Below are 20,171 nucleotides of genomic sequence, written 5' to 3' on the forward strand. Positions count from 1 at the left end.
GTGGGTCACTAAAGGTGGCTCACCTTTTTTGTTTATTTATGCTAACTTTGCCGCCACAAAATTCTGAATTATCATGGCTAAAGGACCTGTTTCGCAGTTTATTCAACACCACTACCGCCACTTCAATGCTGCAGCCTTAATTGATGCAGCCAAAGGATATGAAACACACCTCCTGGAAGGTGGTAAAATGATGGTTACCCTCGCAGGTGCCATGAGTACTGCAGAACTCGGCATTTCCCTGGCCGAAATGATACGCCAGGACAAAATACAGATCATCTCCTGTACCGGCGCCAACCTCGAAGAAGATGTGATGAACCTGGTGGCCCATAACAGTTATAAACGCGTGCCCAACTACCGCGACCTGACACCCCAGGACGAATGGGACCTTCTGGAAAACCACTACAACCGTGTTACAGATACCTGTATACCCGAGGAAGAAGCTTTCCGTCGCTTACAAAAACACCTGGTAAAAGTATGGACCGATGCCGAAGCCAGTGGCGAACGCTATTTCCCCCACGAATTCCTGTACAAAGTCGTCCTCAGCGGCGTATTAAAAGAATACTATGAGATCGATCCTAAAGACAGCTGGATCGTAGCCGCTGCAGAAAAGAATATCCCCATTATCGTTCCCGGTTGGGAAGACAGCACCACCGGCAACATCTTTGCCAGCTATGTAATCAAAGGACAACTGAAAGCCAGTACCGTAAAAAATGGTATTGAATACATGGTTTGGCTGGCAGATTGGTACAGGCAAAACAGTGCTGGTAAAGGCGTAGGCTTTTTCCAGATTGGTGGTGGTATCGCCGGAGACTTCCCCATTTGCGTGGTGCCCATGATGTATCAGGACCTGGAATGGCACGATGTTCCTTTCTGGAGCTATTTCTGCCAGATCTCCGACTCCACTACCTCTTATGGCTCCTATTCCGGCGCTGTTCCCAACGAAAAGATCACCTGGGGCAAACTGGATATCAACACCCCCAAGTTCATTGTAGAAAGCGATGCCACCATTGTAGCGCCGCTGATCTTTGCCTACATTTTAGGCTTATAATGTAAGAACAACATTTCTATAAAGTAAAATGCCTCAGGCTGTAGGAATTACAACCCTGAGGCATTTCTCATTATCAAATTAATTACAGGCTATCTTATCCACCCTGGTCTGGTGGCGGCCCCCTTCAAAAGGCGTATTGATAAAAATATCTACCATTTGTTTGGCATACTCCAATGCTACAAAACGGGCGGGAATGCAGATAATATTGGCATCATTGTGTTGACGGATCAACTGCGCCACCTCCGTCTGAAAGGCAAGACCTGCCCGGATCCCCTGGTGCTTATTGGCCGTTATACATACCCCGTTCGCACTGCCACACAGCAGGATGCCAAAAGCGGCATCGCCTTTTTCCACCCATTCTGCCACAGGATGCGCATAATCAGGATAATCCACTGACTTGTTCTCGTAAACGCCCATATCGCTGATCTGGTAGCCTTTTTCGGTCAACCACTTTACCAGCGCCACCTTATAATCATAGCCTGCATGGTCACTGCCAATAGCAATGGGTTTGGAAAGATCAAATGAAGAAGCCATACTTAACTTATTGAGATTTAATACGCTTAGAATTACCAGTCTCTTTTAGCTTTTTCCTCTTCACGCTTAAATACCCGCTTGGAGATAAAGACACTGAATTCATACAAGAATGCCAGCGGAATGAAAACGATCATCTGGCTCATCCAGTCTGGCGAGGGAGTAATTACTGCCGCTATCACCAGGATGGCTACATACGAATACTTACGGTAGGTTTTCAGGAAGTTGGGGGTAATGAGCCCTATTCGCGTCAGTACATAAGACACCACAGGCAATTGGAACGCCAGGGCCGATCCGATGATGATATCAACCAGGTTCTCCATATAATCGGCCAAGGTAGGCTTGGTGACCAGGATATTATCAAGACCGATCGTATAATTGGCCAAAAAACTAAAGGTAAAGGGAGCCAGTAAAAAGTAACCAAAAGCCACCCCCAGGAAAAAGAAGATCGAAACAAAGACAATAGCTCCCCGGGTGCTCTTCAGCTCTTTGGGACTTAAAGCTGGCTTCACAAACCGCCAAAATTCCCAAAAGATATAAGGGAAGGCAACGATAAAACCGCCCACAAAAGCAATACTGATACTGCTCATGAACTGCGAGCCAAAGGCAATAACCTGTAATTCTTTTATCTTGGGCGGGGGTAAACACAGCGAGTCACCGGCGCCGATCCACTGGCTGAATTTGCACAATGCCGTATAGGTGAAGAAATTATCATGCAAAGGACCGGCTATCACAGTAGTAAAGACCCAGTCAATATAGATAAATATGACAATCGCTCCTATAAGAATCGCAAGCACAGAGCGCATGATATGCCAGCGCAATTCTTCCAGATGATCTATAAAGGTCATCTCCGGATTGTCAGCCTTCCTTTTGCTAAAAAACGATAATGCCATTGACTAATACTGGTATAAAATAACGTGGTAAAAGCGGGGCAAATGTACGTGTTATCACGTTGGATTGGACAAGAAAGCTTGTTAATATGTAGTGATTGAAGAACTTATTGACAACAAATGGCTTATTTCAGCAAAGACCACCATCCGGCAACCTGCTCCCGGTCTTACTTCAGGATCTTTAACCGTACCGTTTCAATACGCGTATCACTCACACTCATGACGTCAAATTCATAGTCCCCGATAATAATACGCTCCCGGAGCTTAGGGATCGTTTCATGCTGCTGAATGATAAAACCCGACAAGGTCTCAGAATCCTGGTCCGGAAATTCCAGTCCATATTTTTCCTTTAAATAGTCCAGTTCCAGCCTGCCGCTCAGGATAAACTCATCCTCCGATACCCGTTTATCCTCAAACTCCTCTACATCAAATTCATCCTTTATCTCGCCAAAGATCTCCTCCAGCAGGTCTTCCATCGTTACAATACCGGCCGTTCCACCAAATTCATCCACTACCCAGGCAATACTTTTACGCTCTTTACTGAATTTGCTGATCAGGTCCGTAGCACTCATACTTTCCGGAATGGCCGGAATAGGTAATAACATGTCTTTTATAGAGGATGGCTGCCTGAAAAGACCCAGTTGGTGTACATATCCCAGGATATGATCGATGTCTCCGTCATACACCACCAGTTTGCTAAGCTTCGTTTCCACAAAGGTTTTGCGCACATCTTCAACACTCATCTTTATATCTACCGCTTCTATTTCTTTCCGGGGCACCAGGCACTCCCGCACTTTTACTTTCGGCAGTGAAAGGGCGTTTTCAAATAATTCAGCTTTCAGGTCCTGACTTTGGTTATGATGCTCATTGTTCTGGCTATAGAACTGATCCAGGTCCGCACGCGAAAAAGGAGGCTTTTTCTTATCAATGCGCATATCAAAGATGATATTGAGCACAAAAATGGAGATCTTTACCGCCGCCACACTTGCCCAGTTAAACAGCTGGTCACAAAGACCCAGCAAACCTGTCCGGGCAGAAAAAGATAGCAGGCTATCTGCTTTTGCCCTGAAAATGGCCTTGGGTACGCATTCTCCCAGGATAATGATCAGCAGCCAGGAAAGGATGATCTCTAATACCAGCCTGATGGGAACCAGGTAGGCCATCACATAGCTGTCAAACTTTTTCCAGGGAATAGCCATATTCCAGTAGGTGCTCCCCAAAAGGACCGCCACCACCAGGAAAAAGTTAAACCCTACAATATTAACCCCAATAAAACGGGAAGGATTTTCGAAAAGACTGCTCAGCAGCAGGCTGCTGCTGGAACCCTGCTTTTTCTTCAGCTCAATGTTCAATCGGTTGGCAGAAGTGAAGGCCACTTCTATACCCGAAAAGTAAGCGATGAACAAGACCGCTAACACAATACATATAATGACTACTAAACTCATACTTGGGATACGAATTTATAAAAAGAACGATGGATTACATAACTTATTGAAGAAGATTGCAATTTAAAGCCCCGGTCTGCCGGATTTTGGGGTTAAAGAACAGGCTTGGTGTCAAAAAGTCCGGCAACTTATCACTATTGCTTAGGTCTCCAGGAACTCCCGCACGATCGTCATCGCCTCTTCCCGTGCCTTCGTCAGTTCCGCATTGACCACAATACGGTGAAAATGATGCTTGAAAGAGATCTCATAAGACGCTTTGTTTACCCGGGCCTGCAGGCTTTCTGCCGTTTCTGTACCCCTGGATTCAAGGCGGCGCTTTAATTCGTCTACGGAAGGAGGTTCAATAAAAATTGACAAAGTAGTATTGGGGTATTGCTGCTGTACATGGATAGCTCCTTTTACGTCAATATCCAGCACCGGTACCTGGTGGTTGGCCCATATCCGGTCCAGTTCTGATTTCAGCGTGCCATAATATTTGCCCTCATAGACCATTTCCCACTCCACAAACTGCTGATCACGGATCTTTTCCTGGAAATCCCCGGCGCTCATGAAATAATAATCTACCCCGTCCTTTTCATTGCCACGCGCTTCACGTGTAGCCGCAGACACCGAAAAAGCCAGTTGGGGTATATGCTGCAACAAATACCGGGTAATAGAGGTCTTGCCGGCACCCGAAGGAGCAGTGATAATCAATATTTTATTGCCGGGATCAAAGGGCATATGGATAAAATAAAGCTGCAAAGAAAGCTAAAATTGTCGGAAAACAGTCTGAAAGTCCGGAAGTCGGAGAAGTCAGTAAGCAATAAAGCAACTGTAGATCGCTTTTCTTTCGGACTTACGGACTTCCTGTCTTCCGGTCTTTTTTGTCTTCCAACTATAACTTCAGCCTCGCGAACACTTCTTCCCGGTACGACGCCCCAATGGGAATATCCCGGTCCCCGATCCGCACATAATTGCCTTCAATAAACACAATTTTAGTCCCGGCAATGATATAGCTTTTGTGTACCCGCCAAAACTGCCCGGCAGGCAATTCTTCCAGCAGGCTTTTCAGCGTATCATGCACCAGGTAATGCCCCTGTGTAGTGACCACCTTTACATAATCATCCAGCGCCTCTATATACAGGATATCTGCCAGGTTGACCTTGTACACTTTTTTATCCGCTTTGATAAAGATCGAAGAGGCTGGTACCGGCCCTTCTCCCGGCCCTGGCCGCTCCAGCTTCTCCAATGCCTTATTGACCCCTTTAAGAAAGCGTTCAAATGAGAAAGGCTTCACCAGGTAATCCACCGCATCCAGTTCGAAGCCCTCTACCGCAAATTCAGGATAGGCCGTCGTAAAGATCACCAGCGGCGGGCGCGACAGGCTCTTTAAAAAACTGATGCCCGATAGGCGGGGCAGGTTGATATCCAGAAAAACAATAGCCGCCTGGTGCCGGGCCAGCCATTGCTGTGCTTCCGGGGCATCACCACACACCCCCGCCAGCTCCAGCAGCGGATGCTCGGCAATATATTTCTTCAACACATTTTGCGCCAGCGGTTCATCTTCCACCACCAGGCAACGGTATAGAGTACTCATAGTTGTAATTCAAGCGTTACAATAAAATTATCTGCCGTTTCCCGGATCAGCAGCTCATGCCTTCCGGGATACAACAATTCCAGCCGGCGCTTTACATTATCAAGCCCCATCCCTTTAAACTGCGTATCCCCCACTTCCGCCCCCTGTCCTCGTGTATTTTCTATCCTGAAACGGATCTTATGCGGTAGTATCTCCAGCCGCAGGTGTATACCAACAGCTCCCATATTCCCTTTGGCCCCATGCTTAAAGGCATTTTCCAGGAAGGTCACCAGCATGAGCGGAGCAATACGCTGCTCCCTTATCTCTCCCTCCAGCGTTTTTTCCAATTGCAGGCCATCATTCGAGCGAATGCGTTGCAGCGCAATATAATCTCCTACCATCTGCCATTCCTTTTCCAGTGGCACCAGGTCTTCTCCCGACTCATACAGGAAATAGCGCATCAGGTGCGAAAGTTGCAATATCGTAGTGGGTAGCCGCTCATCTTTATCCAGCGTCATCGAATAGATCCCATTTAATGTATTAAAGAGAAAATGAGGGTTTACCTGCGCTTTCAAAGCCTTCAACTCGATCTGTGCTTTCTCCGCTTCCATGTGCAGCAAACGCCTTTGCAGGTCATTCACCACAAACCAGGAACGCGATAGTTTCAGCAGCGAAGTAACAACCAGGTACACCACAAAAAACAGACTCACTTCCCATACCGTGAAATAAGAGATAAAAAAGTAATTGGGCAGCAGGTACTTCGACCAGTCCTGAAAAAAAGAATAGTTTAGCCAACTGAATATTAGCACCAATGCTACCGTGGCCCCTACGTACAACACCCCCCGCCGGTGATTGGCCAGGCGCGGCAACAGCCAGCCCAGGTTAATATACACCGCCGGCACAATGGTGGCATGGAACAGCGCCGAATAAATATAATCGATCTTTTCAGGTCGAATCCCGGTTGTAAAAAGCCGTACAAAAACAACGTAAGACAGCACCCAGAAACCCAGGTGCTGTAATAACCGGAATAAGGGATGATACAACCAGCGACGTTTGATGGCCATCATACTTTATCCTTTTCTGGTTAAAATGGTTGTTTCCTTATAATACAACCTTTCATCATGACCATACTTTTCCAAAAACTGGCGCAGTTCAAAAGAAGAGGCCGTGAGCAGAAAAGAATCAAACAACTGATCTTTTTCATACTTCAGCCGCATATTGCCCTGGCTGATCTGTTCTTTCAGAAACCCACCATTTAGGAACTTAAGAGATACCGTATTATTATCCGTAAATGTGATCGCAGCAATATTAAATGTAGCCAGGTAATGCGGCGTGAATTCAAAACCACTGCCATCCTGATTACCTTTATCTCCCTTTACACCCAGCGACATAATATCCACAAACAGCTGGTTGTTGATACGACTCAGGCTTCCAATCAATATATACTCACTGCCATTTTGTTTGATCGTGATCGAATAAGCTTTTGAGTAAAAAGCAATCTCTTCCTTATTCTCTCCCAGCGGCATTTTCCGCTCCTTGCTATTGCCATTATCCTCCCGCAGTATTTTACTATCAGGTACCAGTTCTATCTTCAACTGGTCTTTGCCATCACTCCACTCACCTGTCAATCTTGCATCTGTGACAATTGTTTTATAGGTAGCCGCCGGTTGCAGGCTGTTCACACCCGGCGATGTTCCCAGCATTTGCATAATACCCGTGATCAGCGCAAATAATTTCAACATATAAATAAAGTTTATAGCGTTATTTTATTCTTGTAAAAGTGTCATTGTCCTGGTATGCCTCGTCCACATCACCGTACTTGAGTACATACTGTTGCAACTCTTCTGTAGGAGCCGTAATAACATAAGACCCATCTGGTTTCAGCTCGTGCCTGATCCTGATCTGCTTTTTATCGATCAGTGTACGCAGGTAGCTGTCCGCAAACTGCCCGATCACGATCGTGTTCTGATCTTTACCCGGCTGCAGGCGGTAGAAGCTATGCATCGGCACAAAGTTCTTTTTGAAGAAGCCCGAATAACTTTGTTGTCTTTTTGTTTCCATGGGATAATAATCGAGGTACTGGTGTTTACCGATGCGCGCCAGGAATGCATAAAATTTGTCTGTTTCTTCACCCGTCCTGGGGTCCGTAACCGTAAGCAGGTAAGCTTTAGCCGCTATCTGTTGCATTCCTTCCGGCAGTTCTTTAAAACTTTCGGCCGTACCCTGTTGAAAGGTATACACTTTATTCTCTGGTCCTACCTGCCAGGAGCCTACCAGTTTGGGGTCAAATACCAGGTCCTCTTCAGTAAAGAGCGGATGCAGGGCGGAGAGACAGCCGCTCAGCATCACAATGGCAATCAGTACAGTTGCCGTTAACAATTTTTTCATGACTTATAATTTAGTTTATAGGTCAAACTACCCACTGCCATAGGCCCGGTAAAACCGTTTCGGTAAACATATTAATTAAAGCGGTGAAAATGATTAAAGCCCCTCTACAAACCGGTACAGGTTAAACCGGTCATCCCTTAGTTGTTCCAGTATCTTTTGTTGCAACACATCTTTCCGGATATCCTTCATGCGTTTTTGCTGTACCAGGTGGTACGCCCGCTCCGTCAACAGCCAGGCTCGTTTCGTATCATCATGTGTTTCCTGCAATAAGGAGCTAATAGCAGTATACAATTCAGCAATGCCCTGTTTTTCTAAAGCTACCGTTTTGAGCACCGGTACTTCCCGTTGGTGATTATTGAAGGCAGGTGCCAGCATCAGCCGCAGATTCCTTACAAATTGATCAGCAGCCGGCCGGTCGGCCTTATTCACTACAAAAATGTCGGCTATTTCCATCAGCCCTGCTTTCATCGTTTGCACTTCATCGCCAGCCTCCGGCACCATCACCACCACCGTTACATCTGCCAGTCCGGCAATCTCTATCTCACTCTGGCCCACCCCCACCGTTTCTACAATGATATAATCAAAAGCAGCAGCCTTCATCAGCTCAGTGATCTCTATGATCTTGGGGTGAAGACCACCCAAAGAACCACGTGTGGCCAATGACCGGATAAACACATTCGGATCATTGTACCATTCACTCATGCGTATCCTGTCGCCCAATAAAGCCCCCAGGTTGAAAGGAGAAGAAGGATCAACACACAATACCCCTACTTTTTTTCCATCCTTACTCACCGCGCCGATCAGTGCATCCACCAACGTACTCTTGCCCGCTCCCGGCGGGCCGGTAATGCCAATGATCTTTGTATCGTGATTGGCAGGAAGCGATAACAACAATTGCTCATAACCAGCCGCCTCATTTTCCACCAGCGAAATACCCCTGGCAATCTGCTTTACAGCATGTTGCTGTATATCCTGCAACAATTGTGACCAGTTGATATTTGCCTGCCTGCCCATCATTTATCTTTTCAATAACGAATAGTTTTTAAATCCACCGATCTGCGTACCTCCCAACAATGACTCCTCTACTATTGTCAATAGCCGGTACTTCAGCCGGTCATGTTTTTGCTCCATACCAGCAGGTGGTTTAACCCCTATCTGATCCGCCCAGTCAAACTTTTTAATAAAGTCCTTCATCACCGCAGGATGGGCTTCTTTGAATGCTGCCACCCGCGCCAACGTCCCGTAATCAAAATCGATCGACTGACTTTCAAATATCTGCCCCGCCTTTGCTTCCCCATGAATATCTGCCGCAAAAGATTGCCTTCTTTTCTGCATCAGGCGTGGCGGCCTTACCCAGCCATAATGATATACTGTAGCATCTACCGCGGCACACTTCAATTTATAAGTATGCTGTTTCTGAAAATAATCCTTCCCATCAAAATTAGGTATGCGGCGGAACGATTGCGCATCCTTCCAGGAATGAATATCCGGATCATTACGTATAATACGTATTTCTTTAGGATAGAAGGCATGTGAAACAATATACCGTGAATAACTACCCCAGAAATGCCGGTACCTAAACACCAACCCTTCCACCTCTTTATCATCCAGCAACTCCTCGCACCGCGACCTGATCACCGGCAAATACTTTTCATGGATCACCTCATCACTTTGCAGGTAAAATAACCAGTCACCCTTACAGGCATTTTTTGCCACATCCGTTTGCTGCGCATACACACTCGCATGCGTATAGGTATTCAGGTCCCACTCAGTATGTATGATCCTGATCTTATCAGAATTAATTTGTTGGATCTCCGAAAGCGTCTGGTCATCAGCATCCCCTTTCCCAAGGGCTATTACAAACTCGTCCACGATCGGTAAAATAGACAGGATCGATTCCTTTACCGGGTAATAAAGCTTCGTGGCGTTGCGTACAAAACTAAATCCGCTGATCGTCATGGAATAATAACATTTATGAAAATTTGACAACTCCCCCTGCCCGCCATGGCTGCTGCTGTGGGAAACCCGTCACTTTTTATTCTTTCGCTGCAACTCCAGCAACTTGGCATACTTGGCAAAAGTTTGATAAGAAACAGTACGCGCAATCATCAATCCATCCAACCCGTCCAGGAAACCACGTTTCAAAATATAACCCGAAATAAAGGCTGCCACAGGACTGATCAGCAATTTGATCGGTGAGGTCTTTTTACCTTGTTCATACATCGCCTGCGCCTGTATGCTCGTAAATTTATTGAGCTGTGCAATATGTTCAGAAAAAGTATAATAAGAATAATGCAAAATATCACCCGGCAGGCGCGTCACCTTCGCCCCCACCGCCATTTCCATCCGGTCATGCGGATTAACCCCTCCCCACCTGCCTTTGCGGCGATCAAATATCCGCAGTTTCCGGTCCGGATACCAGGTGCCGTGCCTGATCCATTTCCCGCAATAATTGGTACAGCGGTTCATAACATACCCATCCGCATCAAAACCATCCCGCTTCACCTGCATGATAGCTGCTTTCAACACATCATCTACGGCCTCATCTGCATCCAGCGATAAAACCATGTCATGCGATGCCTGGTCCAACGCAAAATTTTTCTGCTCTATATACCCCAAAAAAGCCTGCTCTATAAAACGTACCCCAAACTCACCGCATATTTTCTTGGTACCATCAACACTCAGCGAATCCACCACCACTACCTCATCCGCCAGCCCACGCACACTTTCCAGGCACCGCCCTATGTTTTTTTCCTCATTAAACGTAATGATCACAACAGATAAAAATGACATGCGCGGCTTTTTACAAAGGCGTAAAAATAGGCATTTCAGGCCGGTGTGAATTGCGCTTTTTTAACGCAATCCGATTTCGTTACTTTGTACCATGACTAATTTCATTCCCATATTTCCTTTGGGTATTGTAGTGTTTCCCGGTGAAAAAGTGCACCTGCATATTTTTGAACCCCGCTACAAACAACTGATCAATGAATGCTACGAAAGTAAAAAGCCCTTTGGAATACCTACAGTAGTCAACAACAAGTTACAGGAAATGGGTACCCTGGTGCAGGTTACAGACATCGTTCAAACCTACGACAATGGCGAAATGGATGTAAAAACCCAGGGATTGAAAGTATTCCGCACCCTGGAAGTGATCAAGGCCGTTCCCGACAAACTGTACAGCGGCGCCATCGTCAACTACCCCGAAAACGATGAAGATGCCGGCAACCGCCAGCTCATGCAAAAAGTGATCGCCGGCGTCAAAGAGTTACACCGCCTCCTCAACGTTAGCAAGGATTTCAAAAAACCAGAGGAACTCCTCCAATCCTACGATGTAGGCCACCATGCCGGCCTTTCACTCGAAGAAGAATATGAGTTGCTGGGGCTGTTGAAAGAACTGCAACGCCAGGAATACATCAAGCGCCACTTGCAAAAGGTATTACCCATGCTCATGGAAATGGAACAGCTGAAGGAAAAAGTAAAGCTCAATGGCCACTTTCGCAACCTGTCTGCTTTCGACCTCGACCTGGATATCTAGCCCCATCGGCAGCAAATGATCAGCGCAAAAGATTCTGTATTCTGTCTTCTATATTCTGTATTCTTGTACTATGTCCCAAACAACGCTTTGCTTCGACTTTGGCAATACCAGGCTAAAATGCGCCGTATTTGAAGGAGACACCCTCAAAGAAATGCTGGTATTGGAAAATGATCAGGATGATACCATCCAGGGCCTCATCCGGCAATACCGACCGGCAAAATCCATCCTTTCCTCCGTCATCAGCCACAATCCGGATATGGAAACTCTGTTGGCAGCAGCTACCCGCTTCCACAAGCTGGACCATCATTCCCGCCTGCCCGTTACCACCCCCGTAGGAAAACCGGAAGATATTGGGGCCGACCGCCTCGCCATGGTAGTGGCCGCCGTTCACCTGTTCCCCGGAAAAAATAACCTGGTGATAGGCCTGGGCACCGCTATTACCTATAACTTCGTCAACAAATACCATGAATTCATAGGAGGGGGTATTTCACCCGGTATGGAAATGCGGTTTAAGTCCCTGCACCACTATACTGCAAAGCTCCCCCTGGTCAAAAAAGACTGGAATCTATCCCTCATTGGCTACGACACCCGAACCAACATATTAAGTGGAGTTATCCTTGGGATGGCTAAAGAAATCGACGGAATGATAGAATTTTATGACGAAAAATACGACAACTTTAACGTCCTCTTAACCGGGGGTGATACACCCTTTTTTGTCTATCATCTGAAAAACAAGATATTTGCAGACCCTAATTTAATCTATAAAGGCCTTTATGCCATTAGTGAGCACAACAATGTATAAGAAAATCAATCTGTTAGGAATAGTCTGCTTATGTTGGCTCTCCTTTGCACAGGCACAAACCGAAAACTCTCCTTACTCGCGTTATGGACTGGGGGACGTAGTACCCGGCCAAAATATGCTGAATCGCGGTATGGGGGGCGTCTCCGCTGCTTACTACGACTTTAATACCGTCAATTTCATCAATCCGGCCTCCTATGGCCGCCTGCAGGCTACCACCCTCGACCTGGGCGTTGAAATGGTCAGCCGTACCCTGAGGGCCAATAATCCGGCCCGCAAATACAATTCTTACAGCCCCAATATTTCTTATATCCAGCTCGCATTCCCCCTCAAAAAAGGTGGCGGCTGGGGACTGAACCTGGGCCTGCGCCCCATTACCCGCATCAATTATAAGATCGGACAGGGAGAACGCATGTACCTGGGAACACCAGGCGACACCTTCGATATCAGCACGTTATATGAAGGAAATGGCGGATCTTATGAGGCCCATATCGGAACAGGCGTAGCCATCACAAGAGACCTTACCGTGGGCGTAAATATCGGCTACACATTTGGTTCCAAAGACTATAGCACCCGCAAAGCCATCCTCGATACCTTGGCCTATTACTACAAATCCAACCACGAAACCAAAACCAACTTTGGTGGCGCTATGCTCAATGCAGGTATCCAATACACCGCCAGGCTCGATAAAAAGAACTGGCTCCGTTTCGGTGCTTACGGCAACCTGGAAGCAAAATACAAGGGCCATCGTGACATTATCCGCGAAACCTTTGAATACAACTCCAACAGTGGCGCCCCGCAAACAATTGACTCCGTTTACACAGAAAAGGATATTTCAGGTGATGTAACCTATCCCGCCTCCTTTGGAGCTGGTGTAATCTTCGACCGCCTGGGCAAATGGCAAATAGGAGTAGATTACGCACAACAACAATGGAACAATTACCAGTTTTTCGGCAATAAAGACTCCGTACAGAATAGTTGGCAATTGAAAATTGGCGCACAGCTTACCCCCTCCGGCGGTAAAAGCTACTGGAATTTTGTAAGCTACCGGGCTGGCTTCCAGTTTGGTCAGGATTATATCAAGGTCGACGGCGATCTTCCCACCTGGACCCTTTCAGCAGGTATCGGTTTCCCCATGCGCAAACCGGCCTATACCAACCAGTTTTCTGTTATCAATACCGTATTTGAATTTGGCCGCCGTGGTGACAACAAAAGCCTCGTACGCGAAAGCTTTTTCCGTGTAGGTATTGGCTTATCTTTAAGCGATATTTGGTTCCAGAAGTACAAGTACGATTAATCCATGCAAAGGCATTCTACAACATATTTACTCAGAATAGCAGCTCTTCTCCTGAGCTGCTTTTTTGTGCTGATCGCCTGTGAAAATGACCAGCGTGAAGTAGATAACCTTTTTTCAAAAAAGATCCTGCTCGAAGAAGCCACACAGATAGAAAGCTTCCTGAGCGAAAAAGGAATCGTAAAGGCCAAACTCACTTCTCCTTACATGCTGCGCCGTACAGCCGACTCTGCCTACATGGAGTTCCCCAGGTCCCTGCATGTCGATTTCTACGACACCACCTCCCGCATAGAAAGCATCCTCGATGCCCGTTATGCCAAATATTTTGAATTCGACCGCAAAGTATTGCTCCGCGATAGCGTAGTAGTGATCAGCATGATCAATGGTGATACTCTGCGCACGTCAGAACTGTGGTGGGACCAGAACAAACAGGAATTTTATACCACCGCTCCCGCCCGTATTCACCAACGCACCCAAACCCTGCACGCCGCACAGGGATTAAGGGCCGCCCAAAACCTTACCTGGAAAGAATTCTACCAGGCCTCCGGACGTTTCCTTACCTCCGACTCTACCTTTATGCAATAAGGATGATCCTTTCTTTTGGGCTTTCGGGCTTCTCCATATGCCTTCTTCCTGGAACTTTCATAGACACAAAATATTCACCTTTTCCAGCTTACAAAACCCCGCTTTTGGCGGGCTTTTTGTGCCTTTAATGGCAGCTCTTTCTCTGACCTCCCTGGCAAACGCGGTCATATAGCACCCCAATAGTGGTATTTCCTCCTCTTCACAACACTGGTTTGCCAGCCAATCCCGGCACCCCTTATCGGGACCTTATCGAGACCTTATCGAGACCTTATCGGGACTTCATCGAGACCCTCCTCCTACTCACCTCCTTACCAGACCCGCCTCAGACAGGTACCAGCCTTACTCCCCGTAGCCATCAGACACCCCAACCCCAGCCCAAACAGCCACCCCTTCTAAGTAAGCAAATCCTAAGTCGCGGCAGCAACCCCAAACCTGAAACTCCAAATCCGAAACCCTCCTCCCAACCATCAACTCCCGGCTATTTTGTCTTTCGGTCTTTCCGGCTTCCCGTCTTCCGGACTCCCCACCTTCGTACCTTGTGCCTGAAAAAAATATTTCCCTCACCTTTCCAACCTTTTTACATCCCTTTCCTCTTATTATCAGAACGGCATTGGAAAAAATAGCACACATACTAACGGCGATAGTGAGAAAGGCAACCCTGGGCGATGATGAAGCCCGGAGCATGCTCTATGAACAGTTCGCACAAAAGATGTTCAGTATCTGTGTCCGGATGACCGGTAATCGCCCCGATGCGGAAGATATTTTACAGGAATCTTTCATCACTGCATTCAACAGTTTGCACCAGCTCCGGGAGCAGCACCTGTTTGAACCCTGGCTCCGCCGGATCATCGTGACTGAATGTATACGCCATGTAAAAAAAGTGGTCCGCTGGCAGCCCGTAGAGGAAGAGTTCATGAACTTTCCCAATGCCGAAACCGACAACTGGCTCCAGGGCATCAGCTTCGAACAGATCCACCAGGAGATCAAAGCCCTGCCAGGCGGCTGCCGGGAAGTGTTCAACCTGTATGTCATCGAAAATTATTCGCACCAGCAAATTGCCGACGCCCTCGAAATAACCTTATCGACATCAAAAAGTCAGTATCACCGGGCCCGGCAATTATTAAAAGAAAGGTTACTAAAACAATTGGTACGTCATGGATGAATTTAAAAAATACCTCTTTGATCACCGTGATGAGCTCGATGCAGAGAAGCCACCACGCCCGCAGGTATGGAAACATATCCAGCGGGAAACCCGGGTGGTCAACAAGTCGGTTATTCCGATGATGGTAAAATGGATGGCTGCCGCCGCAATCCTGGTGGCAGTTTCCATACTGATCTACCAGCTGCAGCGCCCCGCAAAACCCGATGCGCCCCAGTTGGCTGAAAACAAAACAAAAAAACCAGCCATCAGCCCGGAGTCAGATAGCCCGACAGACTCATCTGTTGGTACGCCATCCACAGCGGTCGTTGAAGAACCTGTCGTTGAACTGCCCAGCCCTAAGTTGATCAGGGAAAAAACAACGCCCGCACGCAGGTTGGCTAAAAAAGAAAAAACAACGCCCAATAAGTTACCCAAATCGCCCTTGCAGGCTGTAGAAGATAATTATGCCACCATTATCAGCTACCAGCAACAAAAACTGGAAAAAACGCCCATCTATACCGAAAGTCCCGGCTACTTCCATGTATTCAAAAAACAGTGGCTCGACCTGGAACGCGATGAGAAAAAAGTAAAACAGGACGTACGCCTGTATGGGATGAACAGCAATATCGTTGACAAACTCATACAGCTCTACCAGCAAAAATTGTGGCTCCTGAAAGAGCTGCAGTCAGAGATCAATAAAATGAATGTACGCGCTAAACAACATCCCGACATTCAAAGAACCAACCCCGCATATTTAAAACTGTAAAAAACAAAACACAAGCATGAATAACAAGAAACTATTTCCGGCCCTCCTGCTGGCAGGAACCCTATTCGCTGCAGGCGCCACCACTACCCAGGCCCAACAAACACTTACCAAAGAGATCACCCAGGAAGTTCCTTCACAAAAAGGCTCTCTTATTCGCATCGTCACCTCATCCCGCAAAGTGGCCATCAAAAGCTGGGATCAAAATAAGGTGAAAGTAACCATGGAACTGGTCTACGACACTTCTCTCGCAAGAAAAACCAGGACCGACGCAGACTGGTTTGAAGACCTCGGGGTGAATATTAAACCCTTCAGCAACCGGGTAGACATTCTTACCAGCACTACATCTGGCGCTTATTCGAAGAATTTACGTACTACCGGTCAGGGTTTTGTTACGATCCATGAACAAGGTAATATCAAATACAAGACAGCACCCAACTCTGTCTACATTGACGGCCAGGCCAGATCACTGAACGATGTAACCGTAAAAGCCCTTTCTTCAAAAATAGGAATAGGTGTAGTAGCTGTACGTATCATGAACGTCATGATCCCTGCCGGTTGCAAGCTCGACATTGAAAACAAATATGGTGATGTGGTCATCGGCATGAACGTCGACGAGGCCAAGCTCGAGATAAACAACGGCGCCCTCGATGCACAGGATATCAAAGACCTCAAACTAACCGGCACCTATTGCAACGCCAACCTGGGCAATATCGACAAAGCCGAAGTAGAATTTACCAACGGTACCTTCCGCGCACAAAATATCAACGACCTGGATATGGATTCAAAATCCTCTACCATCGAGTATGAAAAAGGCAACTACCTCTATGTACGCAGCCAGGCCGATAATTATACCATCGATGCCATCGACAAAGTAGACGGTCGCAAAGTATATGGCAGCTTCAAGATCGACCAGCTCAACAACAGCTTCGACCTCGAAGGCAATAACGTAGACATCAAATTCCGCAACATTGGCCCCGATGTAACACTCATCAAGATCAACAACAAGTATGGCGATGTACGCCTGCCTGTTAAGAACCTGAAGAACTACTATGTAGACTTCATCGGAAACTACTCTACTGTATTTGCACCCTTCCAGAAAGAAGTGGTAAAAGAAGAAGAGAAGAAAGAAGAAAAGAAAGAGGGTGATGGAGACGCTAAATTAAAGGACGTAGTAGTAACCGGATATGCCCAAAACTATAGAAAAGGAGGAGCATCAGGCGTAGGCGAGGTAGCTCCCCGTCATTTTACCAGCGCAGTAGGCGATACCAAAGGAAAACACACCCGTATAGAGCTTACCTGCCACTCCTGCACCGTCGATTTCAAGTAGCACACGCAAGTTTATTTGCCCCATAATTAGAATATAGCCAACAGGGAGCGGCTAACAACCGCTTCCCTTTTTACCCCCGCCCTTTAAAAGTATAGCCATGAATTTTACAAAAAATACTTTTTACTGGCCCTTGTTATGCCTTGCTTTCAGCCTCTTTATCTTAAAAGCGGCCATCCATAGGAAAGAGGCCAACACCACAACTTCAACAGAGAAAGGGGAAAAAGATAGATCCAAAGAACTCAACGGGGGCTTTCGTCAAGCAAATATGCCAATTGATCAAAATTACCCGATAACTGCTGCCTCTCTATATAATTTAGCTATATAAAACAACACAAGCTACAAAGCCTGGCATTGTCTTCATAAAGGATCTGCTCCGACATATACCGCCAACAAAACTCAAAAGTATAGCCATGAATTTTACAAAGTACGCTTTGTACAGGATATCCCTGTGCCTGCTTTTTGCAGCCCTTTCCAGCCATGCAGGGGCACAAAAGCAAGCTACCATCAAAGGAACAGTACAGGACAGTGCACAAGCCAAAACCTTACCTTTTGCCACTGTTGGATTGTACCGCATCAACGACCAGCAAAAGCCCCTCCGTAACACCTTTACCGACAACAAAGGCCGCTTCGAATTTACCAAAGTAGATACCGGCCATTACATCATCTTTGCTTCCAACAGTGGCTTTGTGGAAAGATCCTCTTTGCCAATTACGGTTACCGGTGATACAGCCATACTGGAAATTCCGGCACTTCAATTAGCTGCTTCCAGCCAAAGCCTCGCCGCCGTTACAGTATCCGCTCGTCGCCCCCTCATTGAACATTCAGAAGACAAGCTCGTGTACAATGCCGAAGCCGATCCCTCCAATGCCGGCCAAATGGCCACCGATGTATTACGTAAAACACCCTTCCTCTCCGTAGATGGAGACGGCAATGTACAGCTCAACGGCCAAAGCAATTTCAAAGTATTGCTCAATGGCAAGGAAACAGCTATGTTCACTAAAAATGTAAAAGAAGCACTCCAGTCATTCCCCGCCAATCTCATCAAAAGCATAGAAGTTATTACCACTCCATCCGCCAAATACGATGGCGAAGGCGTGGGAGGCATCATCAATATCATCACTAAGAAAAAAGTGATGGGCTACAATGGCAATATAGGTGTATTCCAAAACACGATGGGCAATACCAGCATCAATGCCAATGCCAGTTTTAAGTATGGTAAGTTGGGTTTCAGCGGATACTATGGCCTCAACAGGGTTGATGGGTTCAAAACCAGGAACGCTTCCGAGACCGAATCTTATAACCCCGTAGCATTTTACAAACGTATCTCCGTCGGCGAACGTAGAAACAATAATTTCTATAACTACGGCAATATGGAACTAAGCCTGGATATAGACAGCTTAAATACCCTCAGCTCTTATGTGGCCATCAATAGCGGAAACTCAAAGAATAGAAACCAGCGTTACTTTGATCTTATTGCAGCCAATAAAGAAGACACCACCCGCACCCTCTTCTACGACGATTTCAACTTCCGATATCCCGCCTGGAACTGGGGCACCGATTTCATTCACAAGTTCCGACGCAATGCCGAGCAGGAACTCACCTTCAAAATGTTCCATGATTTTAGTAAGGATAAAAACTTCATGAAAAGCGATCAGTACAGTCCTGCCGGAAACCGAGCAGTGATCAATGACAACAAGTCCACCAATCGCCAAAGCACTTTCCAGCTTGATTACGTGCATCCTTTCAAAAATAAAATGAAACTGGAAACCGGCCTTAAGCTCATTACCCGCAATGCATCCGCCATATATGAAAGTCAGCTCCGGTATTCTCCCGATACAAAATACATTATCGATAGCACCAACTCCGACAACTTCAATTATCGCCAATTGGTATATGGCTCCTACGCCACCTTACGTTTCACCCTCAAAAAATTGAGCTTCCGCATCGGTGCCCGCGTAGAACGTACCGTCATCGATGGTGATTTTGTAAAATCCAACACCACCGTAGAGCAGGACTATTTCACCTTCATGCCTTCTTTCTTTGTATCACGTAAGTTTGCCAATATTTATACCTTGTCCCTGTCCTATACCAAGCGCCTCTCCCGGCCTTATATCTGGGACCTCAATCCGTTCGTGAACAATACCGATTCCCTCAACCTCAATTTTGGCAACCCCCGGCTCAATCCCGAACTATACCACTCTTTCGAGTTCGGCCTTACTATTCTCAAAGGCAAAACCAACATCAACATCAAGGTATCAGAGAATTTCAGCAATACCCAGATTGCCCGCTATTCCTTCTTCAATGATCAAACAGGCGTTACCTCCTATACCATGGACAATATTGGAAGTTACTCCTCTACCGGTCTCAGCGGCAACCTCACCATCAGCATTACACCCAAATGGAGAATAAACAGCAACCTTGGATTACGCTACGACTTTGTGAAGAACCGGCTCAATCCTGCCCAAAAGAACCATGGCCTGGGCGGCTGGGGCAGCCTGAGCACCAATATAGACATTACCAAAAAGATAAGCACTTTCATGAATACCAACATGGGCAAGGCGCCCGCTCAATTACAGGGATATTATGGATTGAACTATTGGTACAGTTTCGGGGGTAACCTCAAATTCCTGAAAGATAAATTCACTTTCACCATCAATATCAACAATATTTTCCAAAAGGACCTGGAATGGAAAAGCTACTTAAGCGATAAAAACTTCCAAACCACTTCCTGGAACTACAGGCCCGGCAGATCTGCCAGTATTGGCTTGCGCTGGAACTTTGGCAAGCTCACCGAGAATGTATCCCGCAAACGGGGCGTCAACAATGATGATCTAAAGGCCAATAACAACTAAGTCGTTTTTCTCATA

21 protein-coding genes are annotated in these 20,171 nt (G+C 46.6%); 10 read left to right on the forward strand and 11 right to left on the reverse strand.

All coding sequences use genetic code 11. The features are described 5' to 3' along the window. Positions 1-73 precede the first annotated feature (73 nt). Entirely contained in the window at positions 74-1,048 is a 975-nt protein-coding gene (locus D3H65_RS21770) for a deoxyhypusine synthase family protein (protein ID WP_119052340.1), read from the forward strand. Positions 1,049-1,126: 78 nt separating this feature from the next. Here D3H65_RS21770 and rpiB read toward each other — a convergent pair whose 3' ends face one another. The 11 genes from rpiB to D3H65_RS21825 all read right to left on the reverse strand — a co-directional run bounded on the left by rpiB (position 1,127) and on the right by D3H65_RS21825 (position 10,650). Then, complete coding sequence (gene rpiB, locus D3H65_RS21775; RefSeq protein ID WP_119052341.1) at positions 1,127-1,582, reverse strand: ribose 5-phosphate isomerase B; 456 nt, start codon at positions 1,580-1,582, stop codon at positions 1,127-1,129. Positions 1,583-1,614: 32 nt separating this feature from the next. Next, entirely contained in the window at positions 1,615-2,472 is an 858-nt protein-coding gene (gene tatC, locus D3H65_RS21780; protein ID WP_119052342.1) for a twin-arginine translocase subunit TatC, read from the reverse strand. A gap of 164 nt (positions 2,473-2,636) precedes the next feature. After that, on the reverse strand, positions 2,637-3,914 hold the full coding sequence (locus D3H65_RS21785; protein WP_119052343.1) for a hemolysin family protein: 1,278 nt from the start codon (positions 3,912-3,914) through the stop codon (positions 2,637-2,639). Between the two features lie 141 nt (positions 3,915-4,055). Then, positions 4,056-4,634, reverse strand: coding sequence for a guanylate kinase (gene gmk, locus D3H65_RS21790; RefSeq protein WP_119052344.1), 579 nt, complete (start codon positions 4,632-4,634; stop codon positions 4,056-4,058). Between the two features lie 154 nt (positions 4,635-4,788). Beyond that, positions 4,789-5,490, reverse strand: a complete 702-nt coding sequence (locus D3H65_RS21795) for a LytR/AlgR family response regulator transcription factor (RefSeq protein ID WP_119052345.1) — start codon at positions 5,488-5,490, stop codon at positions 4,789-4,791. Beyond that, positions 5,487-6,536 (reverse strand): sensor histidine kinase, encoded by a 1,050-nt coding sequence (locus D3H65_RS21800; RefSeq protein ID WP_119052346.1) that lies wholly within the window; start codon positions 6,534-6,536, stop codon positions 5,487-5,489. The genes D3H65_RS21795 and D3H65_RS21800 overlap by 4 nt, the downstream gene beginning before the upstream one ends. Positions 6,537-6,539: 3 nt before the next feature. Next, positions 6,540-7,211, reverse strand: coding sequence for a hypothetical protein (locus D3H65_RS21805; RefSeq protein WP_119052347.1), 672 nt, complete (start codon positions 7,209-7,211; stop codon positions 6,540-6,542). Positions 7,212-7,230: 19 nt separating this feature from the next. Further along, positions 7,231-7,857 carry a hypothetical protein gene (locus D3H65_RS21810; protein WP_119052348.1) on the reverse strand — a complete coding sequence of 209 codons (627 nt, stop codon included), beginning with the start codon at positions 7,855-7,857 and terminating at the stop codon, positions 7,231-7,233. A gap of 93 nt (positions 7,858-7,950) precedes the next feature. Then, positions 7,951-8,871, reverse strand: a complete 921-nt coding sequence (gene meaB / locus D3H65_RS21815) for a methylmalonyl Co-A mutase-associated GTPase MeaB (protein WP_119054600.1) — start codon at positions 8,869-8,871, stop codon at positions 7,951-7,953. Positions 8,872-8,874: 3 nt separating this feature from the next. Further along, the gene (locus D3H65_RS21820) at positions 8,875-9,816 is read right to left on the reverse strand and encodes a glycosyltransferase family protein (protein WP_119052349.1); all 942 of its coding nucleotides are present in this window, start codon (positions 9,814-9,816) and stop codon (positions 8,875-8,877) included. Positions 9,817-9,885: 69 nt separating this feature from the next. After that, positions 9,886-10,650, reverse strand: coding sequence for a glycosyltransferase family 2 protein (locus D3H65_RS21825; RefSeq protein ID WP_119052350.1), 765 nt, complete (start codon positions 10,648-10,650; stop codon positions 9,886-9,888). Positions 10,651-10,741: 91 nt separating this feature from the next. On the opposite strand from D3H65_RS21825, the gene D3H65_RS21830 reads away from it, so the two are divergent. The 9 genes from D3H65_RS21830 (at position 10,742) to D3H65_RS21875 (ending at position 20,156) form a co-directional block, all read left to right on the forward strand. After that, entirely contained in the window at positions 10,742-11,392 is a 651-nt protein-coding gene (locus D3H65_RS21830; RefSeq protein ID WP_119052351.1) for an LON peptidase substrate-binding domain-containing protein, read from the forward strand. A gap of 70 nt (positions 11,393-11,462) precedes the next feature. Further along, entirely contained in the window at positions 11,463-12,194 is a 732-nt protein-coding gene (locus tag D3H65_RS21835) for a type III pantothenate kinase (RefSeq protein ID WP_119052352.1), read from the forward strand. Positions 12,195-12,309: 115 nt separating this feature from the next. Then, positions 12,310-13,488: a hypothetical protein gene (locus D3H65_RS21840; RefSeq protein WP_162915763.1), complete on the forward strand. Its 1,179-nt coding sequence runs from the start codon at positions 12,310-12,312 to the stop codon at positions 13,486-13,488. Positions 13,489-13,491: 3 nt separating this feature from the next. Continuing rightward, a complete protein-coding gene (gene lptC, locus D3H65_RS21845; protein ID WP_119052354.1) occupies positions 13,492-14,070 on the forward strand; it encodes an LPS export ABC transporter periplasmic protein LptC in 579 nt (192 codons plus the stop codon). A 643-nt stretch (positions 14,071-14,713) separates the two neighbouring features. Continuing rightward, positions 14,714-15,232 carry an RNA polymerase sigma factor gene (locus tag D3H65_RS21855; RefSeq protein ID WP_162915764.1) on the forward strand — a complete coding sequence of 173 codons (519 nt, stop codon included), beginning with the start codon at positions 14,714-14,716 and terminating at the stop codon, positions 15,230-15,232. After that, positions 15,225-15,977, forward strand: coding sequence for a hypothetical protein (locus D3H65_RS21860; protein WP_119052357.1), 753 nt, complete (start codon positions 15,225-15,227; stop codon positions 15,975-15,977). Before D3H65_RS21855 ends, D3H65_RS21860 begins: the two co-directional genes overlap by 8 nt. Before the next feature lie 16 nt (positions 15,978-15,993). After that, positions 15,994-17,304, forward strand: a complete 1,311-nt coding sequence (locus D3H65_RS21865; RefSeq protein ID WP_119052358.1) for a DUF4097 family beta strand repeat-containing protein — start codon at positions 15,994-15,996, stop codon at positions 17,302-17,304. A 97-nt stretch (positions 17,305-17,401) separates the two neighbouring features. Further along, entirely contained in the window at positions 17,402-17,629 is a 228-nt protein-coding gene (locus tag D3H65_RS21870) for a hypothetical protein (protein WP_119052359.1), read from the forward strand. A gap of 85 nt (positions 17,630-17,714) precedes the next feature. Next, positions 17,715-20,156: a TonB-dependent receptor gene (locus D3H65_RS21875; RefSeq protein ID WP_119052360.1), complete on the forward strand. Its 2,442-nt coding sequence runs from the start codon at positions 17,715-17,717 to the stop codon at positions 20,154-20,156. Positions 20,157-20,171: the final 15 nt, after the last annotated feature.

Origin of the sequence: Paraflavitalea soli (genome assembly GCF_003555545.1) — a bacterium.
Classification (GTDB): domain Bacteria; phylum Bacteroidota; class Bacteroidia; order Chitinophagales; family Chitinophagaceae; genus Paraflavitalea; species Paraflavitalea soli.